The organism is Phytohabitans rumicis (assembly GCF_011764445.1).
In the GTDB taxonomy this organism is placed as follows: Bacteria; Actinomycetota; Actinomycetes; order Mycobacteriales; family Micromonosporaceae; genus Phytohabitans; species Phytohabitans rumicis.
This window is the reverse complement of sequence record NZ_BLPG01000001.1, coordinates 5,028,070-5,044,680: the sequence shown is the minus strand read 5'-3', so window position 1 is coordinate 5,044,680 and position 16,611 is coordinate 5,028,070. Positions and strand designations below refer to the sequence as shown.

Genomic DNA, 16,611 nt, shown 5'->3' with positions numbered 1-16,611 from the left:
GCACGCGGCGCGGCCTATTGTCAGGCGGGTGACGGTCACACCCTCGGCATCGGTGGCGCCCAGCGCCGCCGACACGGGGCTGCAGGTGACCCACGACGGCGTGGTGTACGCCGCCGAGGAGGTCGCCCACGGGGCCGCCTACGAGCTGTTCAGCACCGAAGAGGTGGACGGCTTCCAGCGCAACCCGCGGCCCGGCTCGGCCTTCGCGTGGCACCGGTTCGTCCACGTCACCGAGGTCACCGCGGTGCAGGGCGCGCGCGACTCGGCCGAGGTGCTCGAAGCGCCGCTGATGATCCCGCTCAACCGGGCCCGTGGCTGGCACGACATCCACGCGCTGAGCCAGACCCCGGCGTACGCGCACGACCCGACCGTCGCGGGGATCCGGCGCACCGCGGCGATCCGGCGTGGCACCCGCATGATCAAGGTGCTGTCGGCCCGCCAACTCTCCGGCTACCTGCGCGGCTGGCTGCCGTACGGCTTCTGCTATCGCGAGCACGACGTCGCCCACCTGCGTACGCCGGCCGACCTGGCGCTGCTGCGCACCGACGCCGACGCCGGTCGCGACAACCCGGATGTGATCTACGCGCTGCGCTGGCGGGCCGCCGACCTGTACGACTTCGAGATCCCGCTCGGCGACAACCACCGCGGGCTGGGCGGCATGCCGGCGCACGACCGCGTCGGGCCGCCGGTGCTGGGCACCGGGTTCACCCCGAGCGGGCGGCACATCATCCCCGAGTTCGTCACCACCGACCTCGCCGACCTGCCGCTGCCGGCCAACGCCACGCTGCTGGCGTACACGCCGGACGGCACCGAGGTGGTGCTGTACACGTACCAGCCGGAGCAGCGGGGCTGGCTGCGCATGGTCGGGCCGCAGTGGCGCCACCTGCTGGCCGGCGTGCCCGACATCGCCCCCGACCAGGAGTACGTGCCGAGCGACGAGAAGAACAAGTCGACCCGGTTGGTCGGCCGCTACCGGGGCCAGGAGTACGAGGCGGTCGCCGACCCGCCCGGCGAGTTCCGGGTGCTGGCGATGACCCGGGCGGCCCGCTACCCGGTCGAGGCGCTCAGCCGGCGCGGCGCGTACGCCCGCTGGCGCGGCGTCGACTGCATGGTGCTGCGGCAGGAGTCCGGCTGGACCCGGCTGCGGATGTGCCGCCCCGACTCCGACGGCGTGGCCGCGCTCGGCGCGCAGTGCTACGAGCGCGGCATCTACGAGGCGTGGGCCCCCGCCGCCGAGATCACCGACCACCGCATGGTCGACATCGAGTACGTCCTCACCTGAGCCCGACGAGCTTCAGGATCTCCTCCAGCGGCATCCGGCGCACCGCCTCGCGCACCAGGGTGATCGTCAAGGCCGGCGCGTCGCCGCGCTCCTCCACGTCGTCCAGCGCCCGGTCGATGCCGGCCCGCACGGCCTTCTCCACCTTGACCGGATCCCACTCCACGTCGTCGACGAACCCGGGCTGGCCGGTGAGCGCCAGCAGGAACCGCTCCCGGGACATGCCCAGGTCGCACGCGGCGCCGTGCAGCGCCCCGTACGCCACCCGCTGCACGAGCGCGTCCACGCCGTCGCCGGGGTACGGGTCGGCGGGCGCCGCGCACGGATCGGTCTCCGCGAACCGGCCGTAGTCGCGCGCGCCGGCGGCGGCTTCCGCGCCGAGGACCACCGGGCCGAGCAGCACCAACGCCGCGATCGCCGCGAACGGAGTGGCGCGCGCCCTGGCGTACCCCCGTGGGCGCCCCCGCACCGCGAAGGCGGCCAGGACCGTGAGGATGGCCAGGCCCGCGGCGGCCGCGAAGGCCGGGCGGAACGCCCGGGTGAGTACCGCGGTGAGCCGGCGCTCGACCTCCTCGACCACGGCGGTGGCCGCGGCGCTGCGGTCCGTCTGGCCGACCGCCGCGGCCAGGTCCGGCACGGAGCCGCGCGACGCGCTGTTGAACGTGTCCCGCACGCTCAGCGCGAGCCGCAGCTTGTCGTCCACCGGCATGCGCGCGTCGAGCAGCACGCCGGTGCCGGTGACCACCGCATCGCGCGAACTGTCGGTCAGCGAGCCGGCGAGCAGCGGCGCGATGACCACCAGGCCCAGCACCAGTCCGGCGTGCTTGGCCGCCACCACCGCGCCGCCCGCGCGCACGCTGGGCAGGGCCGCGGACGACAGCGCCCGCGCGACGACGCCCGACCCGGCGCCGCACAGGAAGAGCGCGACCGCCGCCCACGCGGCGCTGACCGCCGGCAGGAACGCCAGCCCGAGCAGCCCGGCGCTCAGCCCGACCGTCCCCGCGACGACGCGCAGGGCCGGGCCCGCGCCGGCGGTCAGCCGCCCGGCCAGCACCGTCCCGGCCGGCAGGGCCATCACCACCAGCGCGGCCACCACCGGGCTGTAGCGCCAGATCTCCACCAGCAGGAGTACGCCGAGGAAGAGCGCGCCGACCAGGCCGGCGAAGAGCGTCACGTACCCCGTGGTGGCCCAGATCGCCCGGCGGTCGACGGGCTTGTCCGGCTCGGCCTCGACCGCGGCCCGCGGGCGGCGGACCGCCAGCAGCGCGAGCACCACCAGCGCCACCGGCACCTGGGCCAGGAAGATGACCCGCCAGTCGAACGCCTGGGTCAGCACCCCGCCGAGGGCCGGCCCGACGGCGAGGCCCGCGGTCGCCGCGCCGCTCCACAGGGCTCGGCCGCGCTCGCCGCCCAGCTCGGCGCAGAGCAGCTCCAGCGCGCCGGCCAGCAGGGCCGCCGCCCCGATGCCCTGCGCCACCCGGCTGACCAGCAGCTCGGCCAGCGAGCCGGACAGGCCGCACCACGTGGAGCCGGCGGCGAAGAGCCCCAGGCCCGTCATGGTCAGCGGCACCGGCCGCAGCCACCGGCGGCCCGCCAAGACCGCCAGCGCCGCCACGGTGACCGCGATGGCGTACCCGGTCAGCACCCACGACACGCCGACGATGGTGGTGTCGAAACGCGCGTAGATCGCGGGCAGCGCCAGCGCGACGATGGAGGCGTCCGCGAACGCCAGAGCGACGATCCCCGTCAGCGGCACCTTCACGCGTGCCAGTCTCGGGCAGCGACGACGCGTTGGCTACTACTCCCCCGCGCCGAGACGGGCCAGTTCCTCATCAACGATCGACGGATCCAGCTTGCGAAACACCGGCTTCGGCGGTGCCAGCGGCCGTCCGGCCTCCACCGGCACCGACTCCCAGCGCGTTCCGGTCGCGTAGTCGCCGGTCAAGATGGGGTACGCCGGGCCGCCGTCCAGATCCTCGACGTCGACGATGGACGGCATCGGGGCGTGCACCCCGGTCCCGCCGAGCAGCTCGTGCACCTTCTGCGCGCTGTGCGGCAGGAACGGCGTAAGCAGCGTGTTGCAGTCGCTGACCGCCTGCAGCGCCACGTGCAGCACCGTGCCCATCCGCTCCAGGTCGTCCTTCATCTTCCAGGGCGCCTGGTCGGACAGGTACTTGTTGGCGTCGGCCACCACCCGCATCGCCTCGCCGATGGCCTGCTTCTGCCGGTGCCTTTCGATCAGGCCGCCCACGGTGGCGAAGCCGGCCCTGGCCGAGTCGAGCAGCGCTTGATCCGCCTCGGTCAGCTCGCCCGCCGCCGGGATCGCGCCGAAGTTCTTCGCCGCCATCGAAATCGACCGGTTGACCAGGTTGCCCCAGCCGGCGACCAACTCGTCGTTGTTGCGCCGCAGGAACTCCGCCCAGGTGAAGTCGGTGTCCTGGCTCTCCGGGCCGGCCACCGCGATGAAGTAGCGCAGCGCGTCCGCGTCGTACCGGGCCAGGAAGTCGCGCACGTAGATGACGACCTGCCGGGACGAGGAGAACTTGCGCCCCTCCATGGTCAGGAACTCGCTGGAGACCACCTCGGTCGGCAGGTTGAGCCGGCCCAGCCGCCCCGGCTCGCCGCCCCGGTCACCCTCGCCGGAGTACCCGAGCAGCAGCGCCGGCCAGATCACCGAGTGGAAGACAATGTTGTCCTTGCCCATGAAGTAGTAGGCGCGCTCGTCGGCGTCGTCCTGCGACCACCACTTGCGCCACGCCTCCGGGTCGCCGGACCGCCGGGCCCACTCGATCGAGGCGGACAGGTAGCCGATCACCGCGTCGAACCAGACGTAGATCCGCTTGTCGTTGCGGTCGCGCCAGCCGTCGAGCGGGATCGGCACGCCCCACTCCAGGTCCCGGGTGATCGCCCGGGGCTGCAGGTCGTCGAGCAGGTTCTTGGAGAAGCGCAGCACGTTGGGGCGCCAGCCGTCGCGGCTGTCCAGCCACTTGCCGAGCGCCTGCGCGAACGCCGGCAGGTCCAGGAAGAAGTGCTCGGTCTCGACGAACTTGGGCGTCTCGCCGTTGATCTTCGAACGCGGATTGATCAGGTCGACCGGGTCGAGCTGGTTGCCGCAGTTGTCGCACTGGTCGCCGCGCGCGCTGTCGTACCCGCAGATCGGGCAGGTGCCCTCGATGTAGCGGTCGGGCAGCGTACGGCCGGTCGACGGGGAGATCGCGCCCATGGTGACCTTCGGCACGATGTATCCGTTGTGGTGCAGCCCCTCGAAGAGCTCCTGCACCACCTGGTAGTGGTTGCCGGTCGTCGTACGCGTGAACAGGTCGTACGACAGGCCCAGCCCGTGCAGGTCCTCGACGATCACCCGGTTGTAGCGGTCGGCCAGCTCGCGCGGCGTCACGCCCTCCTTGTCCGCCTGCACCTGGATCGGCGTGCCATGCTCGTCGGTGCCCGACACCATGAGTACGTCGTGGCCCGCCATCCGCATGTACCGGCTGAAGACGTCGGAGGGCACCCCGAAACCGGAGACGTGGCCGATGTGGCGCGGGCCGTTGGCGTACGGCCAGGCGACCGCCGCGAGAACGTGACTCATGGTGGACAAGCGTAGTGACCGGTTAATGGGCCGACACGCGCGGAGCGCTACATGGTCATCACGCCTTTACGTTGTCCAATGAAGGTTGTGACCGGTTCAACGCCGCAACCAGGCGATATTCACGTGCCCGACGGCCCGCCGGCGGGTGGTCCGTGGGCCACGGACGGGCCCGACGGCGCCTGGTGGCGGGGTGACCCGGCAGCAGCCGCGGCCCGGTTCGCCGCAGTCAACCCCCTCGCCCCCGTCCCCGCACCCCCGCCGCGCCCCCCGCGCCCCCGCCGCGGGCGCGCCCGCGCCCGACTTCCCCGTCGATCAAGGGCAAACGGTCGTGGTTCGATCTCCAATCCACGACCCTTTGCCCTTGATCGACGCAGAAATCCTTGATCGACGCGACGACTCGCCGTCGTCCGAAGCCGAGCCCGAGCCCGAGACCGAGCCAGTGTCCGAGACCGAGCCAGTGTCCGAGACCGCGTCGGCGTCCGAGGCCGCACCCGCGCCGCCCACCCCCGAGTCCGAGACCGCCGTCGAGCCCGAGCCCGCCGTCGAGCCCACGCCCGAGGCGCCGGCCGAGCCCGTTGCCACCACGCCCGAGCCGGCGGCCGACGCCGAGCCCGTCGCCGAGCCCCACGCTGAGCCGGTTACCGCCGCGCTTGAGGTACGCGAGACGGTTCGGCTGGCCGTACCCGAGCGGGTCGTGGCGATCGTCGACGACGAGCGGCCGTTCTGGATGCCCGTCCAGGAGATGCCGCGCGGCTCCGCCCGACCGCCGCAGCGCGTACGGCCCGGCCGGCCGCCCAAGCCGCCCCGCCGGCCGGCGACGGGGTTGATAGCGCTGCTCGTGTTCGGCTTGCTGGCGACGTTCTTCGCGTGGGTGAGCGCCGAGCCGCTGTGGCTGGCCGTCGGGCACGGCAAGACCGGCACCGCCACGGTGACCGAGTGCACCGGTGCCGGCGTGGGTCAGCGGTGCCTGGGCGAGTTCACGGCGACGAGCGGGGCGTTCACCGCCGAGCGGGTGCGCCTGCTCGGCGTGGGCGAGCAGCGCGATGCCGGCACCACGGTGGCCGCCCGCATGGTCGCCGCCGACAGCGCTCGGGCGTACGTCGACGCGGCCACCAGCGTCCTGCACCTCCGCTGGGGCCTGGGCATGGCGCTGGTCCTCCTGTGCGGGGCCGGCATCGCCTGGTCCACCGGCGCCCTCCGGCTGGAAACCCGCCGAGCCCGCCGCCAGGCCGCCGCCCTCTCGGTAGCCGCCCCCGTTCTGGTGGCGGTCGCCTTCCTAGCCGCCACCTTCTAACCCGCTAACCCGCCCCGCCCCGCCCCGTCCCGCCCCGTTGATCAGGGAACCGCTCGGGCGTGTCGCGGCGCGCCGAGGGAGCTACTCCCTGATCACCGCGATCTTGGGGCTACTCCCCGCCTACCGCGAGCTTGTACACGTCGCGGCGGCGTAGGCCGTACTCGGTCGCCACCGCCGTGATGGCGTCGCGCCGTGACATGCCGGCGGCCTCGCGCTCGGCCACCGCGGACCGCAACTCGGCATCCGGCGGAGCCTCCCGCGGCACCGCCTGCGCGCCCGCCACCACCAGGGTGATCTCGCCGCGCGGTGGCTGGGCCGCCGCCCACGCCGCCAGCTCACCCAGCGGGCGGCGCACGATCTCCTCGTACGTCTTCGTCAGCTCGCGGCACAGCGCCGCCGGCCGGTCGAGGCCGAACGCGTCCGCCAGGTCGGCCAGGCTGTCCGCCACCCGGTGCGGCGCCTCGAAGAAGACCAGCGTGCGCTCCTCGGCGGCCAGCGCGCGCAGCCGGCCCCGGCGGGCGCCACCGGCCCGCGGCAGGAACCCCTCGAAGCAGAACCGGTCCGCCGGCAGCCCGGAGACCGCGAGCGCGGTGGTAACGGCGCTGGGTCCCGGAGCGGCGGTCACCGGTACGCCGGCGTCGAGCGCGGCCCGTACCAGCCGGTAGCCCGGGTCCGACACGCTCGGCATGCCGCCGTCGGTGATCAGCGCGACCGTGTCGCCGGCCAGGAGTGCGTCGACCAGATCCGGGGTACGCCGTTCCTCGTTGCCCTCGAAGTAGGAGACGATCCGACCGGCGACGGTGACGTCGAGGTCGCGGGCGAGCCGGGTCAGCCGGCGGGTGTCCTCGGCCGCCACCACGTCGGCGGTCGTCAGGATGTCACGCAAACGGAGGGAGGCATCAGCGATGTTGCCGAGCGGCGCGCCGACCAGCACTAGCATCCCTGTATCGGACTTTTCGCCCACCACACCGGCCTTTCATCGATACTCATGACACCACCAGATGGGCAGTGGGCGCCGGAACGCGCCTCCGCAGCCTACGATCGCGGGGTGACCCCCGCGGCGACAGCGCAGACAGCGAGCCCCGAGGCACCGGAGATCGCGCCCCAGCGGGCCGCTGATCAGGATGGTGCCGACCGTAACCCGGCCGACACGCCTGGCAGCGCGTCGAAACTTGGCGGCGTCGCGGACGTGGTGCGACGCCGGCTGCTGCCGTTCGAGGCGCGCCTCGACCCGTACTCGTGGCTGGCCACCGCCGTCATCGTCGCGATCGCCGGCATCCTGCGCCTGGTCAACCTCAACAAGCCCAAGGGCTTGATCTTCGACGAGGTTTACTACCCGACCGACGCCTGGGACCTGCTCCAGCACGGTGTCGAGTGGGACGAGAAAAGCAACGGCCCGGCGTACGTGGTGCATCCGCCCCTCGGCAAGTGGATGATCGCGCTCGGCGAGCAGGTGCTCGGGTACAACGAGTGGGGCTGGCGGATCTCCGGTGCCGTGATCGGCACGCTGTCCGTGCTGATCCTGGTGCGGGTCGCCCGCCGGATGTTCCACTCGACGGTGCTGGGCTGCGCGGCCGGCTTGTTGATGGCGCTGGACGGGTTCCACCTGGTGCTGTCCCGGATCGCGCTGCTCGACATCTTCCTGATGTTCTTCATCCTGGCCGCGTTCGGCGCGCTGGTCATGGACCGCGACCACCGCCGCAACCGCTGGCTGCAGGCCCTGGAGAACGGGCTCGATCCCAACGTGCCCGGCCGCGCCGGCCGCCTGCCGGTAGGCGTGCCGTGGTGGCGCCTGTTCGCGGCGGTGCTCCTCGGCTGCGCGCTCGCCGTCAAGTGGAGCGCGCTCTGGTTCGTCCCGGTGTTCGGCCTGCTGATCGTGCTGTGGGAGGTCGGCGCCCGGCGCTCGGCCGGCGTACGGCGCCCGTGGCGGGACACGTTCATCGGCGAGATCGGCTGGCTGGTGCTGTGCGGGGTCCTCGTCGTGGTCACCTACCTCGCGAGCTGGACCGGCTGGTTCGTCACCGACGACGGGTACTTCCGGCACTGGCTGGCCGACACCGGGCACAGCGAGCCGCCGTTCATCGGGGCGTTGCGAAACCTGTGGCACTACCACGTCGAGGCGTTCCGATTCCACGAAGGTTTGGACGACAAGCACCAGTACCAGTCCTGGCCTTGGCAGTGGCTGCTGCTCGGCCGGCCGATCGCCTTCTACTGGTCCACCGACGGCACCTGCGGGGCGTCGAGCTGCGCGTCGCACATCCTGCTGCTCGGTACGCCGCTGCTGTGGTGGTCGTTCATCCCGGCGCTGGGCGCGCTGGCCTGGTTCGGCATCGCCCGGCGCGACTGGCGGGCCGCCGCGATCCTGCTCAGCGTGGCGGCCGGGCTGCTGCCCTGGTTCTACTTCGCTACTCAGGGCCGCACGATGTTCGCGTTCTACGCACTGCCGGCCGAGCCGTTCCTGATACTCGCGGTGGTCTACGTGCTCGGCGCGATCATGACGCCGGCCCGGTCGGCGGTCACCTCGGACGAGGCGGTGGCCAGCGGTCCACCAGGCGACACGGCCGTCGACCGGCGGTTGATAGGTGCGGTGATCGCCGGGGCGTACGTGCTGCTCGTGGCCGTCTGCTTCGCGTACTTCTATCCGATCTACGTCGGCCAGGTCATCCCGTACGAGGACTGGTCCGCCCGGATGTGGCTCGGCGGCCGCTGGATCTAGAGGTTCACGGGCAGCTCGACCAGGCCGTGGGTGCGGAACGTCGGCCGCCAGCGCAGCTCGTCGTACGGCACGGCCAGCGCCAGGTCGGGACAGCGGCGCAGCAGCGTGCCGATCGCGACCTGCCCCTCCAGCCGGGCCAGCGGTGCACCGAGGCAGTAGTGCACCCCGTGCCCGAACGTCAGGTGCGGGTTGTCGGCGCGCGCGAGGTCGAGCGCGTCCGGGTCGGCGAACCGCTCCGGATCGCGGTTGGCTGCGGCCAGCTCCAGCAGCACGGTTTCGCCCTTCGGCACGGTGACCCCGTCGATCGTCAGGTCCTCGGTCGGGAAGCGCCGCATCGACACCGGCGCGGACGGGTCGTACCGGAGAAACTCGTCGATCGCGGACGGCAGCAGCCCCGGGTCGGCCCGGAGCGCGGCGAGCTGTTCGGGCGCGCGCAGCAGCGCGAGGACGCCGTTGCCGATCAGGTTGACCGTGTTCTCGTACCCGGCGAAGAGCACCAGGAACGCGAGCGACGTCAGCTCGTCCTCGGACAGCCGGTCGCCCTCGTCCCGGGCCGCGACCATCGCGGAGAGGAGGTCGTCGCCGGGCGCCGCGCGCCGGCGCGCGATCAGCTCGACGAAGAACGCCTGGATGGCCTGCACCGCCGCGCCGGCCTCCTCCCGGCCGCCCAGGAGCAGCGCGTTGGTCCAGCCGCGCAGCCGCACTCGGTCATCGGCCGGTACGTCGAACAGCTCCCCGATCACCGCGATGGGCAGCGGCTCGGCGAAGGTGGCGATCAGGTCCACCGGACCGCCCGGCGGAAGCGCGTCGAGCAGCCCGTCCGCGATCCGCTGCACCCGCGGCCGCATCGCCTGCACCCGCTTCGGCGTGAACGCCTGGCTGACCAGCGCCCGGATCCGGGTGTGCTCCGGCGGATCCATGTTGAGCAGGTTGGCGTCGAGCGCCGGCGGCAACCGGAACCCCACCCACCCGGTGGCGTACCGCTTGTCCAACGAGAGCCGCGGATCGGCGAGCGCGAGGCGCACGGAGCCGTACCCGCTGACAACCCACGCCGCCGCCCCGTCCGGCAAGATCACTTTCTCCGGCGATCTTGGACTTGTCAGGTCCGGTTGTCCGGAATGGAACATGACAACTCCAAGATCGACGGGGATGCCCTCGCTCACATTGCCACCTCGGTCTCTTCGGCGGGTAGGACCTCCCGGCCGGCCACCGCCGCGGCGACCACCGGCGAGCCGGCGTACGCGCGCGACACGCGTACCAGTCTCGCGACCTCTTCGGAGAGGTCGGCGCCCTCGTCGGGGCGGGCCGGCGTGGCCTCGTCGGCACCGGGGGCGACCGGCTCCCCGTGGGCGTAGGCGCGGACGGCGCCGCGCAGCCGGGCCGCCTCCATCACCGCGGACAACTCGTCGGGGCGCAGGCCGAGCCGCGCGCCGATCCGCTCGGCCCGCCCGGCCGCCGCCTCGTCCAGGTACGGGCGCAGCGCCAGCGAGCCGTCGTACAGCTCGATGACCCGGCGGTAGAGCCGGCGGTCCAGCGTGCGCAGGGGCGTGGCTACCGGCGGCTCCAGGGCGATCTGGGGCATCAGCCGGTGCAGGTCCGACCACAGTGGCTGGAGCTGGCGGTACTGCCTGCGGCGGCGCAACCAGCCGCGGATGTGGGACAGGCGCGGCCCCCACGCCGGCATGGTGAGCCCGAGGATGACCAGCAACGCGCCGAGGCTGGCCGCGATCGGGGCGAGCCACTCCCAGCGGCGGATGTCGACGTCGAGCTGCGCACCGATCACGTCGGCGACCCGTACGGCGCAGTACACCAACCCGACGACCGAACCGGCCGCGGTGGTGCGCAGCCCGCGGCGCAGCCACGAACGGCCCGCCATGTTGGCGTACGGCCAGCACAGGCGCACCACGTCGACCAGGCCGAGCCCGAACGCGGCGAGGTACACCAGCAGGTACGCGGCGAAGTGCGGCCGGTGGACGTACGTGGCGACGAAGTCGGTGGCGTGCGGTTCGGTCGGCCCGGCGGCGAGGAAGAGCACCACCATCGTCGCCGCGGCCACCGCGAGGAAGGCGAGCCGGGCCCGGGTACGCCGGCGGGCCAGGTCGGTGGGGTTGACCCACCACAGGACGAGGAGCTGTACGGTCGCCGAGAATCCCACCACGCTCAGGTGGGCCCAGAGCGCGGCCAGGTTGGCCACGCCGGTGGTCCGGTCCAGCCAGGACCACACCGCGGGCGTCGACACGGTGAACGTCGACCCGAGGAGCGCGAGCGCGCCGCACACCGCGTACCGGGCGGGGTTGGGGCCGCGCCGCAGATCGCGGAGCTTCACTGCGAAGCCCGCCCAGGCCACCGCCGCCAGCGCCGGATAGAGCACGTGGGTCACCGGTTCACCCCAGCGAACGCTCGATCCGCGCGACCACGTCCGCCGCGTCCACGGGCACGTGCCAGGTGCGCTCCGGCGACCACGAGTGGGCCCGGCGCAGCAACAGGTCCGCGATGATCTCCGCCTCGCACTCCTCACGACGGTCGTACCCGGCATCCCGGGCCAATGCCCGCCGCACCACCTCGGGGTCCAGTGTGGACAGCAGTCCAAACCCGGTGGGGTCGGCGTCCTCGGCCTGCCCGGAGGTGTGACCGGCGATCAGGTGCCCCAACTCGTGGGCGATGATGTGCTGCTGGTGCAGCGGCCGCGTGCCGCTGTCGTAACACAGGTAGTGCGCCCGCGTACCGCTGATCACCAGGCCGGACGGGCCGTCCGCCGGCATCGCGAGGGCCAGCAGGTGGATGGGATGGCCGATCCGGTCGCCGACCACCCGGCACAGGGCCTCGGCGTCGAACGGCACCGGCACCTTGATGTCGCGCACGAGCCGGGAGCAGCGGCGGCGCAGCCGCCGCAGGTCGGTGTCGCCGCCGGCGTCCCAGCCCAGCCGCGGGGTCACTGCCGGGCCTCCTGCTCGGCCTCCGCGCTCAGCCCTTCCAGCTCCAGGCATCGGTCCACGACCTGCTGCACGAGCCGCTGGCTGGCCTCGGAGAGCCCGGCGCTCTCCAGCACGGTACGCAGTGCGACCCGCTTGGCGCCCAGTTGCCGCAGGCTGGACAGCAACTCCAGGTCGCGGTCGGTCCGGCGGGTCACCGCGTCGTCGAAGAAGTACGCCGGCGCGACGCCGAAGAATCCGGCCAGCGCCTGCAGATGGCGCATCGTCGGATTGGTGCGCTCGCCGCGGCGCAGCATCCAGAGGTACGTCGCGGACATGCTCTCGCCACCGTCCCGGATGGCGGAGGCGACCTCCTCGTTGCTGTACGGCCCCCGGTCGCGCGGATGGACCGTGCGGAAGAGCTGGTTGAGCTTGTCAGCCAGGGTGCGCGGCTCGCCTGCGGTCATCACGGCGGATCCCCCTTGAGAACCTGCGGTGTCAACCGGTGTGGATCGGATGCGCGCCCCGATCCACACCGGCGACCGCCACCGACACGCGCCCTCGGCGCCCATGCGTGACGAGAGCGCCCCCCGTTTACGCCAGCGGTCGGGACAAGCCTCGCGACCAAGGGGGCGCAATGTCAACTCGCGTGAAAAAATGGCCTTGAGAACGTTCATGTTAGTTGACGCGGGGAATATTGGGCCTGGTGAGGCGCATTGTGATCTTGCGCCCGACTATGTCGGACATAGTCGGGCAGCAGAAGAGGGGTAGACACAAAGAGGCGCGCCCCGATCGCCTGCCACGGGGGAAGCGGGCGATAGGGGCGCGCACCGGTCAGCTTAGTCACCCAGGATCAACCGCACAACGGGTCGCGGCAGGTCAGATTTCTGACGCACGGCCCAGAGCATCGACCGCGGTCCCTTGAGATGATCGCCTTCCGTATCCTATACCGGACATATCCGACATGATGCTGCCATCCGCCGGCTGCGAACCTCGACGGCGCGTCGCCATCCGGACAGTAACCATTTCGAGAATGCGCCATCACGGCTGCTCAGGAACGCGACGTCGGTGTTTCGGGTAATTCTTTTGCGCAATTCCGCTGTCCCCTTTGGGAGGACCAAGAAAAGCGCCGGAGAACGCCCCGCTCTTTACGCTCCCCCGGTGACCCACACACAGGATTCCGCCCCGGTGTTCGTCGACGCCACCGGCCGGCGTCGCCGCCAGGTGCGCCGCATCGCGTACGCCGTTGGCGCGGCCTGCCTGACGTACACCGGCCTGGTCGGCGCCAGCGTGATCGGCGACCCGGTACGCCCGACCGCGCTCGCGCCATTTCCGATGCTCTCCAAGAGCCCGGTTCCGGATATCCGCCCGATTCAGACGCACGCCCCGGCGCACCCGCCAGCGGTGCTGGAGGCGCCCGAGGAAGACACGGATTTCGTCGCGCTCCCGGTGCGGCAACCCCGCGAGGCCCCGCGGAGCCGTACGGCCCCGAAGCCGCCCCGCCGTCACCCCGTACGGAGTCCACCCCCGCGCCGACCACGTCGCCCAAGCCCACCAGTCCGGCAGCATCTCCCGACCCGACCAAGTCCCCGAGCCGACCAAGTCTCCCGAGCCCCCGAGCCGACTGGGTCTCCAGAACCGCCCGAGCCGGAGCCGACGCCCTCCCCGACAGAGGCGCCGCGGCAGGCGCCCAGCGACTCGCCGTCCGTCATCGGTGGCATCCTCGACCTGCTGGCGGGCGGATGAGAGCGCGGCTGCCGCGTCCGCGCCGGGTCGTCACGGTGACCCTGCTCCTGGTCCTCCTCAGCGTGCTGTTCGTCGAGGCGTACACGAACGCGGAGTTCACGCCGGACGCCAAGGGCGTGGCCGGCGCGGGCGGCGTGGACGACGGCGACTCGGTGCCGGACTCGGTCAGCGAAGGCGGCCCGATCATCCACGCCCCCAACGGGCGGGCCCACTCGTACCGGCTCCCACCGAAGACGATCGCGCTGACCTTCGACGACGGCCCGGATCCGCGGTGGACCCCGCGGGTCAAGAGCGTGCTCGACCGGCACGGGGTGGACGCCACGTTCTTCGTCGTGGGCTCCCAGGTGGCCCGCCACCCCTACCTGGTGCGGGACCTCGTCGCCGATGGACACGAAGTGGGCGTGCACACGTTCACCCACCCGCATCTGTCCACACTGGCCGGTTGGCGCCGGCGCGCCGAGTACTCGCAGACCCAGCTCGCGATCGCCCAGGCGGCCGGCGTACGCACCTCGCTGCTGCGATTCCCGTACTCGTCACAGCCGGACGCCATCGACGACGGCGAGTGGGCGCTGATCCGCGAGGCAGGACGGCTCGGCTACCTCGTCGTGGTCAACGACCGGGACAGCCGCGACTGGGCCCGGCCCGGGGTGCCGGCCATCCTCCGCGACGCCACGCCGGCGGATGGCGCTGGGGCGATCGTGCTGATGCACGACTCAGGCGGCGACCGGTCCCAGACGGTGGCCGCGCTCGACGCCTTCATCCCGCAGATGAAGGCGCGGGGCTACCGCTTCACCACCGTGACGCGCGGGCTCAACCTCGCGCCGGATCACCGGGCGACGGCCGCCGACCGGTGGCGCGGCGCCGCCCTGGTGTGGGCGGTACGGATCGCGGACGGCATGCTGAGCGGCCTCGAATGGCTCTTCGTCGTGGTGGGCGTGCTCGCGATCGGGCGCACCGTCATGCTCCTCGCTCTCGCCGGCCGGCACGCCCGCCGGCGCCGTTCTCCCGAGTGGTCCTGGGGCCCGCCGGTCACCGAGCCGGTCTCCGTCGTCGTGCCGGCGTACAACGAGAAGGAGGGCATCGCCGCCGCGGTGCGCTCCCTGGCCGCCGGCGACCACCCGGGCATCGAGGTCATCGTGGTCGACGACGGCTCGACCGACGGCACCGCGGACATCGTCGACGCCCTGGCACTGTCCAATGTGCGCGTCATCCGCAAACCCAACGGCGGCAAGCCCGGCGCGCTCAACGCCGGCATCGCCGCCGCCCGCCACGACCTCGTCGTCATGGTCGACGGCGACACCGTCTTCGAGGCCGACTCGCTGCGCCGGCTGGTCCAGGCGTTCGCCGACCCGGGCGTCGGGGCGGTCGCCGGCAACGTCAAGGTCGGCAACCGGCACAGCCTCGTCGCCCGCTGGCAGCACATCGAGTACGTCATCGGCTTCAACCTCGACCGCCGCCTCTACGAGACCCTGCGCTGCATGCCCACCGTCCCCGGCGCGATCGGCGCCTTCCGCAAGCGGGCGCTGCTCGACGTGGGCGGCATGAGCGACGACACCCTCGCCGAGGACACGGACGTCACCATGGCCCTGTGTCGCGCCGGCTGGAAGGTCGTCTACGAGGAGAACGCCCGCGCCTGGACCGAAGCCCCGGCCACGCTGAGCCAGCTGTGGAAGCAGCGTTACCGGTGGAGCTACGGCACCATGCAGGCGATGTGGAAGCACCGGCGGGCGCTCTTCGAGAAGGGCCCCTTCGGCCGCGTCGGGCTTCCGTTCCTGGCCCTCTTCGGCGTGGCCCTGCCGCTGCTGGCGCCGGTCATCGACCTGCTCGCCGTGTACGGGCTCTTCTTCCTCGGCTGGACCGGTACGGCCGCGGCGTGGCTCGCGATGCTGGCCGTCCAGTTGCTCACCGCCGCCGTGGCGTTCCGGCTCGACCGGGAAAGCCATCGTCCACTGTGGGTACTGCCGCTGCAGCAGATCGCGTACCGGCAGCTGATGTATCTGGTGCTCTTCCAGTCGGCGGTGACCGCGCTGACCGGCGCCCGGCTGCGCTGGCACAAGCTGCACCGTACCGGTGAGGCGGCGGTGTCCGGCCATGCGTGACAGATACTTCGACGCCCTGCGCGCGGCCGCGATCGGGCGGGTGATGCTGTACCACATGTTCCCGGCCGCGTGGCTGGGCTTTGTGTTCCCCGCGATGGGCGTGATGTTCGCGCTGGGCGGGTCGCTGATGGCGCTTTCGCTGGACCGGTCCGGCGGGGCACCGGACCGCGTCCTGGTGCAGCGGCTGCGCCGGCTGCTGCCCGCGGTGTGGGCGTTCGGCGCGATCATGGTGCCGGCCATGTTCTGGTTCGGCTGGCCGGACCCGCCCACCTGGTCACGGCTTCTACTGTGGATAGTGCCGGTCGCCGAGCCGCCCGGCAGTGCGTGGGCCGCACCGGCGACCGAGGTGCTGTGGTACCTGGTGACGTACCTGTGGCTGGTGTTGCTCTCGCCGGTTCTCCTGTGGACGTACCGGCGCTGGCCGCTGCGGACGGCGCTGCTGCCGCTGGCGTTGGTCTTCGTCGTCGGCGACTCGAGCGTGCTGACCGACCTCGCGACCTTCGGCGCCTGCTGGATCGTGGGATTCGCGCACCGCGACGGCGCGTTGCGCCGCATGGCGGCGCCGCTTCTGTTCGCCATCGCCGCCGCGTGCCTGGTGTCCGGCGGCGGCTGGGCGCTGACCCACCCCGGCGACGACGGGTACGACCTGAGCACGATCCCGATCGCCCAGGCCCTGTACTCGCTCGGCTTCGTGCTCATCGCCTTGCGACTGTCCCCGCGGATGGACTGGCTGGCCCGGCTGCGGCCGCTGGACCGGCTAGTGTCCATCGTGAACGCCCGCGCGGTCACCATCTACCTGTGGCACAACCCGGCCATCGCCGCCTGTTTCGTGGTCGGCGACGTGTTCGGCGCGTGGCGGCTGGGCACCGTGGGCTACCTGTTGGTGGCCGTGGCGCTGGTGACCGCGCCGGTGGCGGTGCTGGGCTGGGTCGAGGATGTGGCCGCCCGGCGCCCGACGCGCCTGCGGCCGGGCTGA

At 72.4% G+C, this 16,611-nt stretch carries 13 protein-coding genes; 6 read left to right on the top strand and 7 right to left on the bottom strand.

The window, feature by feature from the left end:
* Window positions 1-28: 28 nt before the first annotated feature.
* Window positions 29-1,282 carry a hypothetical protein gene (locus Prum_RS22785; protein ID WP_173078348.1) on the top strand — a complete coding sequence of 418 codons (1,254 nt, stop codon included), beginning with the start codon at window positions 29-31 and terminating at the stop codon, window positions 1,280-1,282.
* Here the strand turns inward: Prum_RS22785 and Prum_RS22780 are convergent.
* Window positions 1,275-3,041, bottom strand: a complete 1,767-nt coding sequence (locus Prum_RS22780) for an MFS transporter (RefSeq protein ID WP_173078347.1) — start codon at window positions 3,039-3,041, stop codon at window positions 1,275-1,277. The genes Prum_RS22785 and Prum_RS22780 overlap by 8 nt on opposite strands.
* A gap of 36 nt (window positions 3,042-3,077) precedes the next feature.
* Window positions 3,078-4,868: a methionine--tRNA ligase gene (gene metG, locus Prum_RS22775; protein WP_173078346.1), complete on the bottom strand. Its 1,791-nt coding sequence runs from the start codon at window positions 4,866-4,868 to the stop codon at window positions 3,078-3,080.
* Between the two features lie 361 nt (window positions 4,869-5,229).
* Between metG and Prum_RS22770 the strand changes: the two genes are divergently transcribed.
* Window positions 5,230-6,162, top strand: coding sequence for a hypothetical protein (locus Prum_RS22770; RefSeq protein ID WP_173078345.1), 933 nt, complete (start codon window positions 5,230-5,232; stop codon window positions 6,160-6,162).
* Between the two features lie 109 nt (window positions 6,163-6,271).
* Here Prum_RS22770 and rsmI read toward each other — a convergent pair whose 3' ends face one another.
* Window positions 6,272-7,126, bottom strand: a complete 855-nt coding sequence (gene rsmI / locus Prum_RS22765) for a 16S rRNA (cytidine(1402)-2'-O)-methyltransferase (protein WP_173078344.1) — start codon at window positions 7,124-7,126, stop codon at window positions 6,272-6,274.
* Window positions 7,127-7,150: 24 nt separating this feature from the next.
* Here rsmI and Prum_RS22760 point away from each other — a divergent pair, with 24 nt between their 5' ends.
* Window positions 7,151-8,878: a phospholipid carrier-dependent glycosyltransferase gene (locus Prum_RS22760; RefSeq protein ID WP_173078343.1), complete on the top strand. Its 1,728-nt coding sequence runs from the start codon at window positions 7,151-7,153 to the stop codon at window positions 8,876-8,878.
* Here Prum_RS22760 and Prum_RS22755 read toward each other — a convergent pair.
* The 4 genes from Prum_RS22755 to Prum_RS22740 form a co-directional block, all read right to left on the bottom strand.
* The gene (locus Prum_RS22755; protein ID WP_218577307.1) at window positions 8,875-9,954 is read right to left on the bottom strand and encodes a cytochrome P450 family protein; all 1,080 of its coding nucleotides are present in this window, start codon (window positions 9,952-9,954) and stop codon (window positions 8,875-8,877) included. The two genes, Prum_RS22760 and Prum_RS22755, sit on opposite strands and share 4 nt — an antisense overlap.
* 83 nt (window positions 9,955-10,037) lie before the next feature.
* Window positions 10,038-11,258 carry an MAB_1171c family putative transporter gene (locus Prum_RS22750; RefSeq protein ID WP_173078341.1) on the bottom strand — a complete coding sequence of 407 codons (1,221 nt, stop codon included), beginning with the start codon at window positions 11,256-11,258 and terminating at the stop codon, window positions 10,038-10,040.
* Between the two features lie 4 nt (window positions 11,259-11,262).
* Entirely contained in the window at window positions 11,263-11,814 is a 552-nt protein-coding gene (locus Prum_RS22745; RefSeq protein ID WP_173078340.1) for an ImmA/IrrE family metallo-endopeptidase, read from the bottom strand.
* Window positions 11,811-12,257 carry an XRE family transcriptional regulator gene (locus tag Prum_RS22740; protein WP_173078339.1) on the bottom strand — a complete coding sequence of 149 codons (447 nt, stop codon included), beginning with the start codon at window positions 12,255-12,257 and terminating at the stop codon, window positions 11,811-11,813. The genes Prum_RS22745 and Prum_RS22740 overlap by 4 nt, the downstream gene beginning before the upstream one ends.
* Window positions 12,258-12,951: 694 nt before the next feature.
* On the opposite strand from Prum_RS22740, the gene Prum_RS22735 reads away from it, so the two are divergent.
* From Prum_RS22735 to Prum_RS22725, 3 genes are read left to right on the top strand one after another with little or no spacing between them, the layout of a single operon-like run.
* A complete protein-coding gene (locus Prum_RS22735) occupies window positions 12,952-13,536 on the top strand; it encodes a hypothetical protein (RefSeq protein WP_173078338.1) in 585 nt (194 codons plus the stop codon).
* Window positions 13,533-15,635: a bifunctional polysaccharide deacetylase/glycosyltransferase family 2 protein gene (locus Prum_RS22730; protein ID WP_173078337.1), complete on the top strand. Its 2,103-nt coding sequence runs from the start codon at window positions 13,533-13,535 to the stop codon at window positions 15,633-15,635. Before Prum_RS22735 ends, Prum_RS22730 begins: the two co-directional genes overlap by 4 nt.
* Window positions 15,628-16,611: an acyltransferase family protein gene (locus Prum_RS22725; protein ID WP_173078336.1), complete on the top strand. Its 984-nt coding sequence runs from the start codon at window positions 15,628-15,630 to the stop codon at window positions 16,609-16,611. The genes Prum_RS22730 and Prum_RS22725 overlap by 8 nt, the downstream gene beginning before the upstream one ends.

Coding starts and splice junctions, on each gene's coding strand:
- metG (WP_173078346.1), bottom strand. CDS start 4,868: ATGAGTCACGTTCTCGCGGCGGTCGCCTGGCCGTACGCCAACGGCCCG.
- Prum_RS22760 (WP_173078343.1), top strand. CDS start 7,151: ATGACACCACCAGATGGGCAGTGGGCGCCGGAACGCGCCTCCGCAGCC.
- Prum_RS22740 (WP_173078339.1), bottom strand. CDS start 12,257: ATGACCGCAGGCGAGCCGCGCACCCTGGCTGACAAGCTCAACCAGCTC.
- Prum_RS22730 (WP_173078337.1), top strand. CDS start 13,533: ATGAGAGCGCGGCTGCCGCGTCCGCGCCGGGTCGTCACGGTGACCCTG.
- Prum_RS22725 (WP_173078336.1), top strand. CDS start 15,628: ATGCGTGACAGATACTTCGACGCCCTGCGCGCGGCCGCGATCGGGCGG.